This window comes from Luminiphilus sp. nBUS_16, assembly GCF_051201645.1.
GTDB lineage: Bacteria > Pseudomonadota > Gammaproteobacteria > Pseudomonadales > Halieaceae > Luminiphilus.
Map to the genome: position 1 here is coordinate 2,181,026 of NZ_CP179205.1, position 18,618 is coordinate 2,199,643.

Annotated in this window: 16 protein-coding genes and 1 tRNA gene; 7 read left to right on the forward strand and 10 right to left on the reverse strand. The window is 53.5% G+C overall.

The window, feature by feature from the left end:
• Nucleotides 1-8: 8 nt before the first annotated feature.
• From cofC to npdG, 4 genes are read right to left on the reverse strand one after another with little or no spacing between them, the layout of a single operon-like run.
• On the reverse strand, nucleotides 9-710 hold the full coding sequence (cofC, locus tag ACMAY6_RS09690; RefSeq protein WP_435211377.1) for a 2-phospho-L-lactate guanylyltransferase: 702 nt from the start codon (nucleotides 708-710) through the stop codon (nucleotides 9-11).
• The gene (locus ACMAY6_RS09695) at nucleotides 703-1,665 is read right to left on the reverse strand and encodes a 2-phospho-L-lactate transferase CofD family protein (RefSeq protein WP_435211379.1); all 963 of its coding nucleotides are present in this window, start codon (nucleotides 1,663-1,665) and stop codon (nucleotides 703-705) included. The genes cofC and ACMAY6_RS09695 overlap by 8 nt, the downstream gene beginning before the upstream one ends.
• Entirely contained in the window at nucleotides 1,662-2,429 is a 768-nt protein-coding gene (gene cofE, locus ACMAY6_RS09700; RefSeq protein ID WP_435211381.1) for a coenzyme F420-0:L-glutamate ligase, read from the reverse strand. Before cofE ends, ACMAY6_RS09695 begins: the two co-directional genes overlap by 4 nt.
• Nucleotides 2,430-2,436: 7 nt before the next feature.
• A complete protein-coding gene (gene npdG, locus ACMAY6_RS09705; protein ID WP_435211383.1) occupies nucleotides 2,437-3,108 on the reverse strand; it encodes an NADPH-dependent F420 reductase in 672 nt (223 codons plus the stop codon).
• 324 nt (nucleotides 3,109-3,432) lie between these two features.
• On the opposite strand from npdG, the gene ACMAY6_RS09710 reads away from it, so the two are divergent.
• Nucleotides 3,433-5,058, forward strand: coding sequence for a flavin-containing monooxygenase (locus ACMAY6_RS09710; protein ID WP_435211385.1), 1,626 nt, complete (start codon nucleotides 3,433-3,435; stop codon nucleotides 5,056-5,058).
• Nucleotides 5,059-5,173: 115 nt separating this feature from the next.
• On the forward strand, nucleotides 5,174-5,542 hold the full coding sequence (locus ACMAY6_RS09715) for a nuclear transport factor 2 family protein (protein ID WP_435211387.1): 369 nt from the start codon (nucleotides 5,174-5,176) through the stop codon (nucleotides 5,540-5,542).
• Nucleotides 5,543-5,582: 40 nt separating this feature from the next.
• Here ACMAY6_RS09715 and ACMAY6_RS09720 read toward each other — a convergent pair whose 3' ends face one another.
• The 3 genes from ACMAY6_RS09720 to ACMAY6_RS09730 all read right to left on the reverse strand — a co-directional run bounded on the left by ACMAY6_RS09720 (nucleotide 5,583) and on the right by ACMAY6_RS09730 (nucleotide 9,026).
• A complete protein-coding gene (locus tag ACMAY6_RS09720) occupies nucleotides 5,583-7,022 on the reverse strand; it encodes a phosphotransferase family protein (RefSeq protein ID WP_435211389.1) in 1,440 nt (479 codons plus the stop codon).
• Between the two features lie 63 nt (nucleotides 7,023-7,085).
• Nucleotides 7,086-8,798 (reverse strand): amidohydrolase, encoded by a 1,713-nt coding sequence (locus ACMAY6_RS09725; protein ID WP_435211391.1) that lies wholly within the window; start codon nucleotides 8,796-8,798, stop codon nucleotides 7,086-7,088.
• An 18-nt stretch (nucleotides 8,799-8,816) separates the two neighbouring features.
• Nucleotides 8,817-9,026, reverse strand: coding sequence for a SlyX family protein (locus ACMAY6_RS09730; RefSeq protein WP_435211393.1), 210 nt, complete (start codon nucleotides 9,024-9,026; stop codon nucleotides 8,817-8,819).
• Between the two features lie 60 nt (nucleotides 9,027-9,086).
• Here ACMAY6_RS09730 and ACMAY6_RS09735 point away from each other — a divergent pair, with 60 nt between their 5' ends.
• Nucleotides 9,087-9,449, forward strand: a complete 363-nt coding sequence (locus tag ACMAY6_RS09735; protein ID WP_435211394.1) for a translation initiation factor Sui1 — start codon at nucleotides 9,087-9,089, stop codon at nucleotides 9,447-9,449.
• A 13-nt stretch (nucleotides 9,450-9,462) separates the two neighbouring features.
• Here the strand turns inward: ACMAY6_RS09735 and ACMAY6_RS09740 are convergent, their stop codons facing one another.
• On the reverse strand, nucleotides 9,463-10,581 hold the full coding sequence (locus ACMAY6_RS09740; RefSeq protein WP_435211396.1) for a zinc-binding dehydrogenase: 1,119 nt from the start codon (nucleotides 10,579-10,581) through the stop codon (nucleotides 9,463-9,465).
• Between the two features lie 17 nt (nucleotides 10,582-10,598).
• Complete coding sequence (locus ACMAY6_RS09745) at nucleotides 10,599-12,542, reverse strand: transglycosylase SLT domain-containing protein (RefSeq protein ID WP_435211398.1); 1,944 nt, start codon at nucleotides 12,540-12,542, stop codon at nucleotides 10,599-10,601.
• A gap of 126 nt (nucleotides 12,543-12,668) precedes the next feature.
• Between ACMAY6_RS09745 and selD the strand changes: the two genes are divergently transcribed.
• On the forward strand, nucleotides 12,669-13,715 hold the full coding sequence (gene selD / locus ACMAY6_RS09750) for a selenide, water dikinase SelD (RefSeq protein ID WP_435215984.1): 1,047 nt from the start codon (nucleotides 12,669-12,671) through the stop codon (nucleotides 13,713-13,715).
• 7 nt (nucleotides 13,716-13,722) lie between these two features.
• Nucleotides 13,723-14,847 (forward strand): tRNA 2-selenouridine(34) synthase MnmH, encoded by a 1,125-nt coding sequence (gene mnmH / locus ACMAY6_RS09755; protein ID WP_435211400.1) that lies wholly within the window; start codon nucleotides 13,723-13,725, stop codon nucleotides 14,845-14,847.
• Here the strand turns inward: mnmH and ACMAY6_RS09760 are convergent.
• Entirely contained in the window at nucleotides 14,834-16,009 is a 1,176-nt protein-coding gene (locus ACMAY6_RS09760) for a class I SAM-dependent RNA methyltransferase (protein WP_435211402.1), read from the reverse strand. The two genes, mnmH and ACMAY6_RS09760, sit on opposite strands and share 14 nt — an antisense overlap.
• A gap of 403 nt (nucleotides 16,010-16,412) precedes the next feature.
• On the opposite strand from ACMAY6_RS09760, the gene ACMAY6_RS09765 reads away from it, so the two are divergent.
• A tRNA-Arg gene (locus ACMAY6_RS09765) sits at nucleotides 16,413-16,489 on the forward strand.
• 397 nt (nucleotides 16,490-16,886) lie between these two features.
• Nucleotides 16,887-18,617 (forward strand): amidohydrolase, encoded by a 1,731-nt coding sequence (locus tag ACMAY6_RS09770; RefSeq protein WP_435211404.1) that lies wholly within the window; start codon nucleotides 16,887-16,889, stop codon nucleotides 18,615-18,617.
• Nucleotide 18,618: the final 1 nt, after the last annotated feature.

The following is an 18,618-nucleotide window of genomic DNA, read 5'->3' on the forward strand; positions in this document are numbered from 1 at the left end:
CTCAAACCTCAACACAGACCACCTGCATTTTGCTTCATCGAAACGGACGCTTGCCCTCGCCACATCACGCCTGAACTGCGAGCGGCTAGCAGCCATTTTTGAGTTGCGGGACCTACGGACATGGCCGCATTTTGGCCCCACAATAATGCGTACAGCCCAGCAGGCGTATCTACGTCAAAGGACAAACCGGGACTCTCCACAACGACACAGCACTCGCTGCAAATGTTGCGACCGTATTCTCGAAAGCTGTTACTACCAAAACGAAAGACCGGCATATTGTGGGCGCTGAACGCCAAAGCATTGGTCCCGACGTTTTGGTTATCGGGGCAAAGTACCGTTTTATCGTTGTCAAACCCGGTGCTTAGCGCCTTCAGATCTACCGCATCGAGCCCTGGCAAGTCACCAAATACGACGACGTATCGCTCGCCCACAAGTTTCTCGATGCCCGCAGTAAGCATCTTGTTAAGATCAACCTCACCAGACTCGTCTTCTCGAATAACTCGCAACTTGGACACCACGGGCAGCATAGGTGGCCAACCGGGACCCTGAATGATGGTGAGCGAGCGACAATCAGACCAAGCTAGCAATGCGGCGACCACGTCCTGCGCCATCGCCAACATCAGCTCGCGACGCTGACTATTAGTTAGCACCTCAGCAAGACGGCTTTTCGCCTTGGGCAATGCCTTCAGTGGCAACACTACGTCAAACAAAGCGTTTTACTTCCTCAATCAGCTGGCTTGCCAGCGCTATTTTCTGCGTCGTATCCGTCATCATGGTGTCGCATACCAGTACACGGTCACCGCGCAGCCGCAGCACTTCGGCGGCTTCCTGATCACGGCTGTCTAACACCCAAAGATCGATCAGCCCCGGATACAGCGTTTTCATTTCGTCGACCCACGATAACGCTGTCGGCTCCAGCCCTCGGTCGGTCATCAATTTTGCCAGAGGCCCCTTAACAGCCGCCCCATCTACAATAGGAGCGACAGCCATAACGGGGGCGGCATTCCCTAATGCCTCAACAATACCCGAAATGGCCAGCATTGGGGCCAAGCTGAGATAGGGGTTTGAAGGACCTAATATGACAGCGTCGCAACCTGCTTTAAGAAAGGTCAGTAAATCAGGCGCTGGAGTGGCCTCGGCGGCACCTTGAAATTGGAGAGATTCGACCTTTGGCTCACATTTTCGCCCCACAAAATAAGATTGAAAATCTAAATCACCCTCACCGGTGGTTAAAATCGTGCGCACGGGCTGTTCTGTCGCCGGCACAATTTGCAGCGCTTGAATACCGAGCCTCTCAGCAAGATCGGCCGTGACGCAGGCCAAGCTTTGCCCGGCGTCCAGCCCCACGCGACGCAACAAATGCAGGGCGATATCCCGATCACCCAGCTGAAACCAGCTGGCCCCACCTAGGCGTTCAACCTCAGCAAGTACCGACCAGCTTTCCCTCTCACGTCCCCATCCCCGTTTAGCGTCGATTGCATCTGCAACGGCGTACAACACGCTGTCGGTGTCGGGACACACCAGCAGTCCTAGATGCTCAAAGTCATCACCCGGGTTTGTCAGCACCAAAGTGTTTGCCTCGCTCACAAGACCATAGAACCCTCTTGCTAATCTGGCCCCCCCGCCGCCACCGGCGAGAAGCACTGTTCGCAATCTTGGTGTCATCGGAATAAATCTGCCGAATGGGGGCGTAGCAATGCTCGAGAGCTTCGCGCCCCCCCAGAAGAAAGTGGACACCCGCGAACCCAGACAGCCGGGGTACCTTCAGCGGCCTCTCCTTGCACCAGGGCCGCCGCCGCCGCGAGACCATCTGCCGTAGCTGGCTCAGTCACACGAAGTTCGTTGCCGTAAAGATCTTGTTCGCCTACCTGATTCCAAAGCGGATCGAGACCCGCAACTCCAATGGCATGACCTGTCGTTCCCATGCGCCAAGCGCGTCCCATGCTGTCGTTGATAATCACGGGGACCGCAAAGCCGTACGCTTGGGTGCACCGCTGATGGAGCTCTGCAGCGCTGGCGTCTGGATCTGCCGGCCACAATAAAACGTGCTCGCCGTCACTTTGCGCAATATTTGAGGCATCGATGCCGGCATTTGCCAGCACGTGCCCGCAGCGGTGCTCTGCGATAATCAGCCCGGGGCGAGAGCGAACAATAGCCGTCGATTCTGACATGATTAACTCCACCAAGCGTGGGTCCTTCCCGGTTTGAGCAGCGAGATCAATCGCCGCTGTGCTGGGCGACACGGCAGCCAAAGCGACCAACCGATCTTCGACTTTTGACACAACCTTCTGGGCCATGACTAAAATATCGCCCGGTTCGGGCGCAAGCCCCTGATTTGCAGTCGCTGAAATGACGAGGTGCACAAGGTCGTCACCGGGGCTCACCCGGGGTATCTGCTGCACCGCTGTGAGAGTAAGCACGGGAGCCATCGCGGCATCAGACCCCGGTTATACGAATGCCCGCATGGGTTTTATATTGCTTGTTTATATTGATAAGTATCGAAGTCAGAGCCTCTGCAGCCGCGGCATTATTGATCATGCCAGCGTGAAATCCCCTCACCTCTATAACCTCGAGAATATCGATTACCTGCTGACGGGCTTCTTTGTTATTACCTGTAACGAGGACATCACAATCAATAGTGTCATCACTGTTGAGGTGCGCTGCCGCAACATTTTGCAGTGCACTGACCACGCGAACGTTCTCACCCAAGGCAATTTGGGCCAATTGTCCTGCACTGCCCCCCTCGGGCAACTGTACCCGGGCAACTTTCGGGGGCACTAGGGGCACGGTTACGTCGACCACGACCTTACCTTGCACAGACCCTTTTATGCTCTCCAACGTGGGAGCATGCGCAGCAAAAGGCACGGTCACAAAAATAAGGTCTGCGGCAGCAGCAGCGTCGGGATTACTTGCTCCTGACACATTTAAAGCGCCCCAACCAGAGGAATCGCCGAGCGCTTTTAACGCTTCACCGGCTGCCTGTGCTTGGCTTTCATTGCGGGAACCGATAATGACTTTAAAACCCGCTCGGGCCAATCGACGGGCTAGACCTGCACCCAGATCGCCAGTACCGCCGACAATACCTACCGTTGTTGCGCTTTTTTCCACGATAAAACCCTCTTCCCGTACTGCTATGGTTGACAAGCACTCACGGCTTGCAGTTGTATAGTGTCACCAAGTGACTTGCTGAACACAAGTAAGTTTAGCAAACTCCTTGCCAAGACAGACAGCAAGTTTCAGGTTATAGCGAGATTGGCGCCGCAAGATCCCAACCAGCGCCGCAGCTATACTGGCTGCTAAGGATATAACACCTGCTCGATCTGGGATGGAGATCCTGTGAAATCTATTTAGCACGGGTACCACGTCGGGTCGAGCTGACAAATCAACAGCACTACGCGTAGTACCGCAGCGGTTTTTATGAGGAAGATAACAATGCAATCATCACAAACCACAGATTTTGACGCCATCGTTGTGGGCGCAGGCTTCGCAGGTGTCGCCCTCACCCACTACCTACGTGAGGCCGGCCTCTCTCTGAGAGTTTTTGATCGTGCTCCTGATATTGGCGGCACTTGGGCCTGGAACAAATACCCCGGCGCAGCGACCGATAGCGAGGGCTACTATTACTGCTTAACCTTCTCTAAAGAAGTGCTCGAGGAGTGGACTTGGTCTAAACGCTACCCCGGATGGGAAGAGACTCAAAATTATCTGCGCTTTGTCGCTGACAAGTTCGACATGTGGCCGCACCTGCAATTCAACACGGAAATAACCCGTGCAGAATATCAAGCAGACCGTGGAATCTGGATTGTGACGACTGGCGATGGTGCTACCCACACCTGCCGATTTTTCATCAGCGGCATGGGCATGATCTCGCAGCCCCAGATCCCCAATATTCCCGGCCAAACCACTTTTAAAGGGCCTTGTTTTCATTCTTCTCGCTGGCCTGAAGGACTTGAATTTGCAGGCAAGCGTGTTGGCATTATTGGCGCCGGCGCTACCACTGTGCAAATGCTACCCGAGGTCGCTAAAACCGCCGCCAGCGTCACGGTTTTTCAACGTACACCCAACTTTGTAATGCCCGCGATGCAAAAACCCATGACGCCAGAGTGGGAAAAGGAAATCAAAGAAAACTACCAAGAAATTATCGATAAGTGCCGCAATCACGTCTTCGGTATGGGCTTTAACCCGCCCTCCGGTAGAACGGTTGCCGAAAGCACACCAGAAGAAGTGCAGCAGGTCTTTGAGGAAAATTGGCATGGCAGCTTTCGCTGGGTTTTTGAAACCTTTGACGACCTTCTGGCAACCCCAGAAGCTAACAAAGCGGCGGCTGACTTTATTATTGAAAAAATGATCAAGGCCAAGGTTGAGGATCCTGATACAGCGGAGCTGCTCACGCCCAAAGGCTATCCACTATTTGCCAAACGTCCACCTCTCGATCACGGCTACTACGAAGCTTTCAACCGCGATAATGTAAAGCTGGTCGATATCAAAGACTACGAGCCGATTGTTGAGATCACTGAGACGGGGGTTCGTACCACGCAGAATCATCACGAGTTCGACATCATCGTGCTGGCAACGGGCTTCAAGGCCTACACCGGTGCACTGGAAGCCATGGACATTGTTGGCGAGGGCGGTCAAATTCTTCGGGATAAATGGCAGGACCAATCCAGTTCAATTATGGGCGTTGCCGTTGCTGGTTACCCTAACTTTTTTATGGTGACGGGCCCCCAAGCCCCCTTTGCGAATTTGCCCACATCTATCGAACAAAATGCCCAGTGGATTAGTGAGTGCGTTAAGAAGATGAATGCTGAGGGCAAGCAGGTCTTTTATCCTAGTGCCACTGCTGAAGAAGAGTGGACCAATTTAACCGCTGAAATTCACGCACAAACTATGATGGCAGAAGGGGACAAGGTGAACTCCTGGATGATGGGGGCCAATCGTGAAGATCGCAAAGCGCGGGTGCTGATATTCTTTGGAGGCGCCCATGTGTACTACGACAAACTCAAAGAATCGTCTGATGCAGGCTTCCCTGAGCTCGCTTTTGCTGACACCGCTGCCTGAGACAACCGAACCTCATGGTTAATAGTCCCGGACTGGCGGTCACCCCAGTCCGGCTCGCTCACATGTTAGCTGTATACTCACCGCTGACAGCACCGTGACTCAAACGCCACTGTCAATGGTAAAGACGTTTTATCGCAGAGCTCCGCAGGCAGACTGGCCGGCAGTGACCCCCCTGCTACACCCCGACTTCGAAATTATAGAATCACCCGCCTTGCCGTTCTCTGGTCACTATCAAGGGCTCGAAGGCCTCAAGGCGTTAGGCCGAACACTGGTAGCCAACTACAGCCGCTTTCAGGCAACGCCGCAATCGTATTACGAGGGCATTGACGGTGTAGTTGCGCGAGTTACGTTATCGGCGATCGTGCGTGATGGAGGCCGTTCCTTTGATACTGAAATTGCCGAGTGCTTTGGCTTTACCGATGGCCTTATTCGAGAGATCCGGCCTTTTTACTGGGATGCTAGATTGCTGCAACCCAAAGTTTAAGCCCATTAGGTGCTTGAGCTAAAAGCCGGTCGAACACCATTTAGTCAAGCGCTTTTGATCCACACCAACGCTTCAGGGCAACCGCTCTACCGGCATAGCGAGGCTGGTCAATAGTGAGGCGCTCCAAGGTTGTAAGACGAAGGTGGTCCCAAATAACCTCGCTGATGCAGAGCTCAAAGTCAGTACGCAGAGCCGTTGCCAAAGCTGCGCTGTCGTAACCTATCGCCGTCAATCTTTGCGTTTGTCGCTGAGCGTAAGGCGTGCCCAGTTGCAGTGCACGATCAACAATTCCCAAGGCGTTGTTCGCTACCCTCGAAGCGAAAATGCCGTGCCCAGAGGCGGCCGCTAAAACCTCATTTTTATTCCACTGAGTCAACGCACTCACTACCTCAACGTATTGAACTTCCTCATCCGTGGGCAACTCGGGACTCAAATTTTCGGGCGGCGCTGTTAACGGCCTGCCTGTACCGGGTCGCTGGCCCTCTAGCGCCAGCAAAAGATCAATCTCTACCTCGGAGATACGCCGGCCGATAATAGTGCGCTCTACGGTGGGTACCGAGCCATCGCGAAATGTGCTGCCCAACCTTAAACAGGTGACGCCCCACCACAGAATGTTGAAAACCATCCACCAATCAAAATTCTCTCGAGGAACCCTTTTTCCACTCGCCTTTTCGTAGTCTGCGAGCCATTGCTCCTGGGTGGCGAATCCACCTGCTTCCAAATCGTACTGACCAAAGCGCCAGCTGGGTATGCAGAGAAACGAAATATCTCGCAAGGGATCACCAATGTGCGCCAACTCCCAGTCGAGAACCGCCGTCAACCCATCCTCGTCCACGAGGAAATTACCCATCCGGAAGTCAGCGTGAACAAGTCGATACTCCTGCGGTTCGGGACAATGACGAGCCAACCAGCCAAAAGCCAACTCGAACACGGGGTTAGACGACCCAAATTGTCGATAAAAGCGCTCTTGTTCCTCAAGCAACACCCTTGGCGACTGAACGGGTAAGGTTGGGGGCAAGTCAGCCGGATCGATACTGTGAATGTGCGCTAGCTCGCGAGCGCATTGACTACTGAGGTGCTGACACGCGTTGGCATATTCAGGCTTATAAAGCAGACGGTTCGGCAGCGCTTCCCCCTCAACACAACTCATGATGAAACCCTCACCCAGCTCGCCGTCTGCCGGGAGTTCGGCGATAACCTCAGGCACCTTAAGCCCTCGCCGATGAAGGTAATCAATAAGTCCGGCCTGAGTGGCCAATGAAATAGAACCCACGTCATTGTCCGCGCCAATATCATCCTGAAATGCCGCAGTGGGTACTGATAAAAAAGGCAATCGGCGTAACACCAGAGGACGGTCGGCGTAACAAAAACGCCAGCTCTCCATACTTGCGCCGCCCGAAAGCTGCGTGAGCTCAGTGATATCACCCGGGCCGAGCTTCTCAGCGCACAAACTTTCTAGCTGTTCTTTTTTATCGTGCATACCCGACTCCCGGAGCCCAATGAAACCCAACCGCCCCCAAGGGGTGAATGGTCGATTCAAATATTAGCGACGGCTATATACTTCAGCACCACCGATAAAAGTTTGCTCAACAACCAGCTCGCGAATATCCGACGGCTCAAGTGGGCTTCCCGATAACACCACCATGTCGGCTAGCTTCCCCGACTCCAAAGATCCGATGTCTTTATCCAAAAACACCTGCCACGCGGCATCAATGGTGACTGCGCGCAGGGCTTCCACAGGGGACACCCGCTGCTGTTCGCCCAGCACTTCCCCCCCCGTGGTTATCCGGTTCACCTGGCTCCAAACCACCTGCAGCGGCAACATTGGGGTGACAGGGGTATCCGCGTGGGAGCTGTAACGAACTCCCGCGTCGAGTGCCCAGCGTGCAGGACTCATATTGGCAGCCCGTTCGGGCCCCATAAAAATTCCGGCATGGCGATCGCCCCAGTAGTACGTATGACTGGAGAAAAAGCTGGGCGTTATACCTAGGTCAGCCATGCGCTGGATTTGGTCATGACGACTCATTTGCGCATGAATAAATAGTGGGCGGACTTCGGGCCAAGGCTGCGACTGTTGTGCCGCCTCAATGGCGTCGAGGGCATCATCTACCGAAGCGTCCCCGTTGACGTGGATAGCATACTGAACTTTCTGGCGATGTAAGCCTGCCACCTGTCTAAATAGATCCTCCCGAGAAACCGAGGGGTAACCACGGTAAAAAACATCACCCTTGTAGGGCTGGTAATAGGGTTCACTCAAGTAGCCGGTGTAACCCTGAATACTGCCATCTGCAATGATCTTCACCCGAGGCAGTGATAATCGTCCTGAGGCCAGCACTTCAGGCCGCCACTCCCCAGATAACACCTCAGCTTCAACTTCTTCGAGCAATGGAAACAAGGCAACCCGTTGGGGAAACACATTAAGTTCACTCAATGGTCCTAAAAGCTTTGCGAGCCCCAGGGGCATGCCCCCCGCTGACGCTGTAGTGACACCCGCCTGCAGATACTCTCTCGCCGCATAAGTCGTCATACGGATGCCATCGGTCAGTCCAATATCGAGGGCTTTCAGCAGGGCCTGCCTGGCAGCGGTTTCTTCTAGTACTCCGTTGGGCCGGCGACCGTCCGGAGAGTTCGGATCTCTCTGAATAACTCCCCCCTCCGGATCAGGGGTACTTTCGTCAATACCCATTTCCGCCAGAGCCGCTGAATTCACCGCGTAGAGATGCCCAGAAACGTGACCAATCGCAATGGGGCGGGTTGTCGAGACTTGGTCAAGATCTTCTCGAGTAGGATGTCGACCCTCGGCTAGGAGCGTGTCGTCGTAGCCAAAGCCGGTCAGCCAGTCATTGGGGCGCGCCTCGTGAGCGCTTTTGAGGCGCGCCAATAACTGAGCCATGTTTTCGATACTGCCGATCGGTGGACTGTTAAGGTCGGTTGAAAAAACCACTTGCCCAGACCCGGGAAAATGCCCGTGCGCGTCGACAAACCCGGGCATCAGTGTCCTACCCCGCAAATCTGTGACTATTGTTTCACGGGTTACCTCAGCCAAAATGTCTTCGGTAGAACCAACGCGGTCAATGCGCGCGCCCCGCACACTCATGGCATCCACAACTTGATTCTCAGCGTTCATTGTTAAAATCTGGCCGTTTATGAAGACTTGGTGCTCGGGAGCCTCGGGGGGACGGGTAGCAATTTGGAAAAGTATGTACAGCCCCAATAAAAAGGCCGCCAAGACCGAAAGGCCAACGCGATAGGACATGATTTACCTCAAGTCGATTTAATAATGGGGTGGTGGCGCGTCAAGAGGCAAAGAATCAACCTCATCAAGACGTGCACCTTGGGTCTTAATCTCACCGTGGAGCATACGCAACTGAGTTTGCAGCTCCAAAATCTGTTGTTGCTGGCTGGCCATAGCCTTGTCGAGGCCTGAGACCGTATTTTCCAGAAACGCAATCTGGGATTCGAGATCGGATTGTGAGTCGTTCATGTTCATTGGCTCCCTTGCGCCGCCAGCGTACTATACTCGCGCGGCAACTGGAGATCTTCCGTGAACAAAAAAAACACCACCTCGAATTTGGTCTTTTCCACCGACGGCGGACGTCTATGCCCCCAGTGCCAGCGCAAGCTCACTCACTGTGTATGTGGCAAAGCCGCACCTAAGTTGGAGGGCGACGGTATTGCCCGCATACGGCGCGAAACCAAAGGCCGAGGGGGCAAAGCCGTGACCGTCATTGAAGGCCTGCCCGTGAGCGCTGACATCCTGAAAGACACCGCAAAACGCCTCAAGCAGCGTTGCGGTGTGGGCGGTGCTGTGAAAGACGGAAATATCGAAATACAGGGAGATCAGCGCACTGTTTGCAAGGAGGTCCTTGAAAAACTCGGCCACACCGTCAAGTTGTCCGGTGGCTGACCCATCTGTTGTTCTAAGACATCGTAATCAGGGTTTTTTGCCCCGTTGCCTTTCGACCATAGGTTTGAACCGCTGACAATTCCAACGCTTGTTCAAGGGAAATACGGTCGGAGTATTCACTGGCAAAGGTTGTTTTTAAACCTGATAGAACCCGCTGCTGCATCGCAAACATACGCTCAAGGCCCGCACGCTGTAAAAAGGGCATCAGCAACCAGCCACTTACACTCCATGCAAAACCATAGCCTCGCGTGAGGGCAGTAGGCGCTGGATCTAACATGCCATAAATGTAGATCTGTTTGTGTTCGTCTGAACCATAACGACTCCAAACAGGCATTCGTTTTTGCGCAGCAACTTCCATCGCCGTCAAAATTTGGTTGCTGAGCGTGCCACCACCAATGGGATCAAAGGCAACGGTTGCTCCCGTGGCCTCTACGGCCGCCGTTAAAGCTTTTTGAAAATGTTCATCTGTGGAATTTAAAGCATGCTCGGCGCCCAGCCCCTTTAATAACGCGACCTGCTCATCGCTGCGCACAATGTTAACCAACGGAATACCATCTTCAGCACAAATACGGTGCAGCATTTGCCCAAGATTAGACGCCGCCGCAGCATGGACAATCGCCTTATGTCCCTCCATTTTGGCGGTCTCAACAAATCCGAGGGCTGTCATTGGATTGACCACACAAGAGGCGCCCTCCTCTGCTGTGACATCATCTGGAAGCGCCATGCATTGCATTGCCGAGATACAGCGGTACTGAGCAAATAGCTCACCACCAAAAACCCCTACGCGCTTACCCATTAGCGCCTGAGCCTCGTCATTTGAACCCGCAGCCACCACTGTGCCGGCCCCCTCGTTACCCGCGGGGAGCCATTGGCCCACTCGAGTCTTCATGGCGCGCATCATGGCTTCTGGCACAGGAAGGCTCACTGCCGGAAAACCGTTACGCTCACCAGCTGCCGCCGTATCGGTGTTTAAGATTCCGAACATTAAACCCAAATCTGACGGATTAATGGGCGCTGCCTCGACCTTAATCAAAACCTCATCGGGCCCGGGCTCTGGAATGTCGACTTCGAACAGCGCACATTCAATCGTATTGTTTTCATGGACACAGGACTGTAGCTGTAGGCTCTTCATCGTCATCCTCGCTTAACTTAGGGGTGAGTAGTGAGTTCATTTTGCCGCAATAATTCAGGCTCGCGACCGGCCCTTTGATCGTAGATAACCGCGTAGGCGAGTACGTTTTGAACATACTCGCGAGTTTCCTTAAAGGGCAGACTTTCAATCCATTGATCCGTAGGCACCTCAGAATCCACCCAGCGACGGACGCGGTGTGGCCCAGCGTTGTAGCCCGCCAACGCCTTGGGACGATGCTGGGAAAAACGGTCCAGCAAATCGCGGTAATAATGGGCGCCTATCGCGACGTTGTATTCCGCTTGCTGCAACTGCGTGCTCCGAAAAGCAATTCCCTTTTTCCGCGCGACCATTTTTCCAGTGCTAGGCATCACCTGCATTAAACCCAGCGCCCCCACCGGCGAGCGCGCCAACGGGTCCATCGCGCTTTCCCGTCGCGCTATAGACAGCAACTCAGTGATGGAGACCGATTCTTTCTCTGCGTAAGTCTGAAAAATGGGTTGGAACGACTCAGGAAATCGAAGCTCCAGCTCATCCCATGCTCCAGCGCTGTTCGCTGCATGAATAGCAAAATAATCCCAACCCTTGTCTATTGCGATTCGGGCCGCGGCTACTTTTTTTGTATCGCTGAGGCGGTCAATCATGGTTCGCCATTCCAAACGGGCCGCTTCAGCCTCGTTTAACGCTAACAGTTCGGCCACTCTTGCGAGTGCGGGGTCATCAAAATGCGGGTCGACGTCTGCAGATGCACCCGCCAATTGGTAAGGCAGTTCTAATTGCTGTGCCGCCAAAAATCCGTAGTAACTCCTATTATTGGCCAGTTCGCTAAGATTTCTTTCAGCGGTTTCCTCGTCATTAAGGATCATCTGCGTTTTCGCCATCCAGTAACGCCATCTGTCATTTTCTCGAGCATCGCTGGTAAGCCAAGCAAGTCCCTGACTCACAGCCTCCCATTTGGCGGCTTGAATTTGCTGTCTAAGATAAATTTCTGTCAACTCGTCATCCCGCAGGCGCGCCAATGTTTCTACGATCCATGGCTCCGGGGCTGCACTTTGGGCGAATAGACTGTGACGAGTAATTAGCGCTTCCATGGCCTCTAATTGCAAATCACTGTAGGGCTGTATTCCTCGAGAATTTTCCAGCGCTACTTTGGCTTGACCTGGGTTAACCCTAGCAAGCCGCCGTATCCCCACAGTCAGCAGCTGGGCATGATAAACATCCGCTGCATGGCCATGGTTTACCAACAGATCAGGACGCCGATAGATCGCCGCCATTTCTTCGAGGAGTAAGGACAGCTGCGGCGAGGCAAAACGTTTTAAATACCGAATCAGATGTGGTGTTTTTGCGTCAAAAGCTTTTAGCGCTCGAGACCACACCAGCGCATCATCAGGGCCGGAACCCTCGGCTATCCAGCGCTCAAAAAGAATATCGCAAGCATCGTCTTGGGATTTTCCAACATTCCAAAGACGTGCGGCGCCCCGCCAAGCCTCATCAACGTCTCCGACAGTGCGCTGGGCACGATAGTAATAGCACTGCAACTCAACATCTCTAGGGGCCCGTTCAGCGACGCTTAAAAAAGACTTCCAATGACGATCTCGACCTTTATGGAGCAGGTATGCATGACGAAAGCGATCGTGAAGCGGTGTTTCATAAGCCTCAGCTAAAAACGCTTTCGCTTCATGCGGCTTCATATCGTGCAGCTGCCCTATGAGGGCTTCATAGTCGAGGTACTGAACCAGAGGGTAATCAGCAAGCTGCATCCTGATAGCACGATATCGAGGACCCATCCCCGTTCGTAATTCAGTGAGGGCCTGTTCGTAAAGCACCCGTTGCTTCGAATATTTTTCAGCTGTTTTGCTGGGAGTCACTGAAGTTTCCGGGGCTATTACCGATGCCATCACCGAAGCCTCAAAACCGCCAAGCACACAAAGGGCTACTATCAGAAGCCCGGCACCACGTGTCACAATTCCATTTACCCTTTAATTTTGGCCTATCGCCTAAACATGGCGACGGGCACCCCCAATTTCAAATCTCTGGGTTAGCATAGGGATTTGAACGAAGCTTGCCTACAAAGGTTTTAAAAAATAGTGATAAAAGATGCTGTACGTCTCACTCAATTCAGTCACGGCGCTGGATGCGGTTGTAAAATAGCGCCTGATGTCCTCGGTGAAATACTCTCAGGCAGTCAAATCGACCCGGAGCATTACCCAAATTTACTCGTGGGCAATCACAGCCGCGACGACGCTGCTGCCATCGATCTTGGCGATGGCCGAGCCGTGCTGACCACTACCGATTTTTTTATGCCCATCGTCGACGATCCCTTTGACTTTGGCCGCGTAGCCGCCACCAATGCGATCAGCGACATTTATGCAATGGGGGGCCGCCCTTTGGCCGCCATCGCCATTTTGGGTTGGCCCATCGAAAAATTAGCACCCGCCATTGCCGCCGAGGTTGTCGCAGGAGGACGCAGCGTGTGTGCATCTTTGGGCCTGCCTTTGGCCGGAGGACACAGCATTGACTGTCCAGAACCTGTCTTTGGACTGGCGGTGACCGGGGAGGTCCCTATTGAACATCTCAAACGCAACAGCACCGGACGTGCCGGAGACCGCTTATACCTAACCAAACCCCTTGGCATCGGTATTCTTACCACCGCAGAGAAGCAGGGTAAGCTCCAGGACTGCCACCAAGGTCTTGCGACCCAACTCATGTGTCAGCCTAATCAGATTGGACAGCAACTGGCCGCCATCCAAGGCGTCAACGCAATGACCGATGTCACGGGGTTCGGCCTAATGGGTCACCTTTTGGAGTTTTGCGAGGGAGGGAGCTTGAGCGCTAAAATCAGCAAACAAGCAGTACCACTAATCGATGGTTTGACCGACTACGTTGCCCAAGGCTGTACGCCCGGGGGCACAGCCCGGAACTTTAACGCCTGCCAAGACCATACAATTGCGCTTAGCGCGCTTGATCAATCGATCTTTTGTGACCCGCAAACAAGTGGCGGCCTTCTAGTCGCCGTTGCCCCCCACGCGACAGCAGAAGTCGAAAGACAACTTATTGCTGCAGAACTACCTCATGAAAGCATTGGCGAATTGTTGCCGATAAGCGGCAGTCTCAGCCAAATTCAGATCACTGGCTGATTGCCGCGTGTCTGATATTGATAATTTTGCTTCGCTGTTTCGAACTCAGGTACCACTGATCGACACTCGCGCACCTGTTGAGTTTGAGCGTGGCAGCATGCCTACAGCAACTAATTTACCCCTCATGAATGATACTGAGCGTGAAGCGGTCGGCCGTTGCTACAAGAACGAAGGGGCTGAGGCAGCCATTGCGCTTGGCCACCAGCTCGTCACTGGCAGCCTAAAAGAAGACCGTATTGCTGCATGGATAAAATTTGCCAACGAGCATCCTGACGGGGCTCTTTTTTGCTTCCGAGGGGGAATGCGCTCAGGCTTAGCGCAGCAATGGCTAAAAGATGCCGGCATTGACTATCCCCGTATTAGCGGCGGATACAAAGCACTCCGGCGCTGGTTAATTGATTCCAGCGACAATATTTATGCCCAGGGAACCTTCCTTGTCGTGGCCGGAAAAACAGGCTGCGCCAAAACTCGACTCATCAACCACGGTGCCTCAGGAGGGCGACTACCGGGAGGGATTGATCTTGAAGGCATGGCCAATCATCGCGGCTCATCTTTTGGACGAAGAGATGGAGGTCAGCCGACGCAGATTAACTTTGAGATCGCCGTTGATAGCGCAATTTTTAACGCCAATGACGAGCCCGTGCCGTTCATAATCGCAGAGGATGAGAGCCGACTGATCGGTCGCTGCGCCCTGGCTCAAAACCTTCAGGACAGCCTTAAGTCGGCACCCATGGTTGTAGTAGAGGCCAGTCTTGACGCACGCGTTGAACACTCATTTGAAAACTATATCTTGGCTAACCTGGCAGACCTGAAAAGGCGATTAGGTGACACCAAAGAAGCCTTCGAACATTTTTCCAGCGACCTTTACGCCGCCCTTGATCGCATCAAAAAACGTTTAGGGGGCGTGCGACATCACGAGCTCACGCGCCAGCTCGATGACGCAATTGCCAGCCACCTTAAGGGCGACACGAGTGTTCATCGTGGTTGGATTGCCACCCTGCTTCGCGACTACTACGACCCAATGTACAACTACCAACTCGAAAATCGTAAAGAGCGCATTATTTTTCGCGGCAGCGAAGGCGACGTCGCGGAGTTTCTGCTAGCACAGCAGCATGAGCCTACGCCCGAGTAAGCACACTCAAAACCTCTAAATGCGGCGTCTGAGGAAACAAATCGAGTGGCGTGACTCGCGCCAAGCGGAACCCCTTCGCTAAAAAGTCTTTACAGTCCCGAGCCCAGGTCGCGATATCACATGCCACGTAAATCACTGTCTCTAGCTCTTTAAGCGCACCGAGAAACGGCGCACGCACCTTGAGCCCCTCTCGAGGCGGGTCTAATACTAGCGCCCGAATCCCCTCTTGCTCGCTTATCCAAGCCTCAACCGCCGGTAGCGAAAATAGATTCAACGCATGGGCCTGAATCCGATCAGGCGCCACGTGAGAGAGCTGCTGTAACGCCTGCTGATCACCCTCTACCGCCACCACTGTTTTAAAATGCGTCGCCAATACCTCGGTGAAATTGCCTGAGCCCGCAAACAACTCCAGCACTGGGGCATCTGGTGAGATCGACGCAATGGTCTGTGCCAGCCACTCCCGCATTACCGCATTTTGCTGCGTATTGCCCTGACGAAACGGGAGGCGTTTGTTCAGCGATGGCTCTTCCAAGTTGTCATCAAGATCAATCGTCTGCCAGTCTTGTTTACGCGCTCGCCAGGTCGGGTTGGGTAATGCTTTGCGCAAATGTGCCAGAACCTCCCTGTTGCTAGCACTGAGAATCGGGCAGGCAGTGACATCGATCAACGTTCGAGTTCCTGCCGCCACATAACCCAGCTTCGAACCGTCGGTTTTTAGCTGCGCCCGATTTCGATAACCCAGCTCATCTGGGGCAACCAACAACGCATCAAGCTGCGTGGTACTGTCGCCTAAGCCTTGGATGGTTGATTTCAGACGCCGCACTTTGGCTGCACTCTGTGCCTCGTAAGGCATAAACATCCAGGGGCAACCACCACAATGATCTGAGCTGTCTCCGTGATGCCGACACGGCGCTTCTCGACGCTGCGGGTCGGCCTTTTTGAGAGTGATAACTTGACCTAGACCGACTTTGCCGTGCCGCCCCACAACCCGAATTTCCGCGACCTCATCGAGCCACACTCCGGGCACAAAGAATGTTCTACCATCGGGATGACTCACAACGCCGCGACCATCACTGGTTAAATCACGCACTCGCCCCTCAAAAGCGCCCTCGTGCTTAAAGCTCGCATGGCTTTTCTTCGCTGCTCGCCGGTGTCTTGGCATAATCCCGCCGTGTGCCTCTGCTAATGCGTTACGGTACGACAATTCGGTCTAACATTCTCGCCTGCCCGAGCGGAGTCACGAAAAACACACCGACCTTTAACTTCACATTGATCGCATTATTCACCCGAAGCGCATAAACCCCCGGAGTGCTTGGCCCTTTGGTACACCGCCCTCCCTTGCTAGCGCCCCCGCATAGGGCGCATTGACGCCACCTCCAATGAGTAAGCCCTGCATCGCGTATGACCGTGAAACGGCTGCCACTCGCTTAGGGGACCACTTGAGGGCCACTAATGGGCCATGGAAAGGCATTTTTTACAGACGTCGGCTCGCATTTTTTTCGATTTTTTCTACACAGGTGACAGAGTTTGGCTACTGGGAGGCTTAGGGCTTATCATAAGCGCAACCGCCCGTGGCACAGCTGGATAGCGCGGCCCCCTCCTAAGGGGCAGGTCAGAGGTTCGAATCCTCTCGGGCGGGCCAATTTTCCCACTATCGTTGGGCTTATAATGTTCAGTTTGTATTTGATCATTGTCAAATTATAGGAACGATCTTATCCGTAGAGGGCGGCTTGACCACTGCCTGAGGTGCAACAATTAAATTACGGAGGTGGGCCGTTTTTCTCCAAATTGCGAGCTATGAGCGAACCTAGATAGGCGCGATTTCGAGATGATTGAGCGGCACCTTTGAGTCATAAAGCTGGGTTGCGTGAGCGGATTTTTTCCAATACCCCATTAACTTTGCTTATGCTGAGTATCGAGAGCAGTCTCTATTATTGCGTCTTTTATTGAGTCTTGTATTCATGCTGCCAACCTCCTTTGCAATTTCGACCCCAAACCACTTCGCTTTCCGGCGACGAGCCAATCGGTGGGTGCCAAAGATGCTGGCTTGTCTGGTGATTCTGTGCGGATTCGAGACTGCATCAAGAACGGTTGTCGCGGAAGAGCAGGAAGTTTGCCGCCCCGCAGACCTACTCCTACACAATGCGGTTGTTTACACCGCCGATGCGCTTAACTCACAGCATGAAGCCTTGATCATTGACAATGGGCGCTTCGTATTTGTCGGCACAAATCGTGAGGCTGCTACCCTTGGGTGCGGTACTGAACGTGTCGTTGACCTCAAGGGGGCAACCGTGTTCCCGGGCTTTACTGACAGTCACCAGCACCTTGAAGGTGTGGGGCGACGAACTAAAACGCTAAGTTTGTTTGGCATTGATACCTTGGAAAAAACCGTCGCTGCAATAGAGCGATGGGCAGATGATATTCCACCCGGGGACTGGATTTTGGGACGCGGTTGGATTGAACGTGAGTGGCAGGGTGAGCGCCGATTTTTAACGCGCTGGGATGTTGATCGATTTTCAGAAAGTAAGCCGTTATTCATGCCGCGGGCTGATGGTGTCTCAGCTTTGGTGAACACCAAAGCGCTGAACTTGGCCGGCATCAACAAGACCACGCCAGACCCCGAGGGAGGACGTTTTGAACGTGATGATGAAGGCGAGCTTACCGGTTATGTTTTGGGCAAGGCGATGGCGCCGTTCAGAGCCATATTACCGTCTGAAACTGATGCTTTCATTGCTGACAATCTCCTGCGAGGGATGAGAGCAAATGCTGCTCTGGGTTGGACTTCGACGCATGATGCTGGAATGTCTTGGCGAGAGCTTCGGCTGCTGCAGAATCTTCGGACACAGGGGTTAATGACCCATCGCGTTTACGTGGCTGTCCCGATATCGGCGGCTGAACCATTACTCGAGCAAGGTCCTGAGCAATCTGATGATGGCTGGATCGACCTTCGTGCCATCAAAGTGTTTATCGATGGCACGTTGGGTTCAAGAGGCGCTGCTCTGTTGGAGCCTTATGCCGATGCTGACCATCGCGGATTCATGGACCGAACGACCAAAGCAGAGCTGATGCCAGTTTTAGCGAGTGCGCTTAGACAGGGCGTGCAAATCATGACCCATGTAATCGGCGACCGGGCGGTTCGGGAAACACTCGACTGGTATCAAGAGGCGCGGGACTTAACTCCTGAGACTCAGTGGAAAAATACGGACCTTAGATGGCGTCTCGAGCATGCTCAAATTATTCCGCCTGAAGATCAGAAACGCATCAAAAATATGGCTGTCATTCTTTCTATGCAGCCCAGTCATGCCATTGGCGATCTAAATTTTGCAGCTGATCGTCTGGGTAAGGAACGCCTCAAATACGCCTACCCCTGGCGCCCGCTCATCGATCAGGAGATTCTCATTGTTGCTGGCTCCGATGCGCCCGTAGAAGCCGGCGATCCCAGAATTGAGTTTTATGCCGCCATTACAAGAAGCCGGTTAGACGGTTCTTCCGGTGAAGGGTGGTATCCAGAGTATGCCGTTGATCGATTTGATGCATTGCGCATGCTGACGACATGGCCAGCCTTTGCCTCCTTTCAGGAACACAACCGTGGCTCTATTGAAGTGGGGAAGCAAGCCGATTTATCGATATTTGATACCGATTTCATGACAGCCGATCCGTCTGAGATTCTAACCGCTAAAACGTTGATGACAGTCGTTGATGGCCGCGTGACATTCCAGTCGCTGAATGCCATAGAACGCTTGGGACCATCAAATCCCAAGAGACAATAGA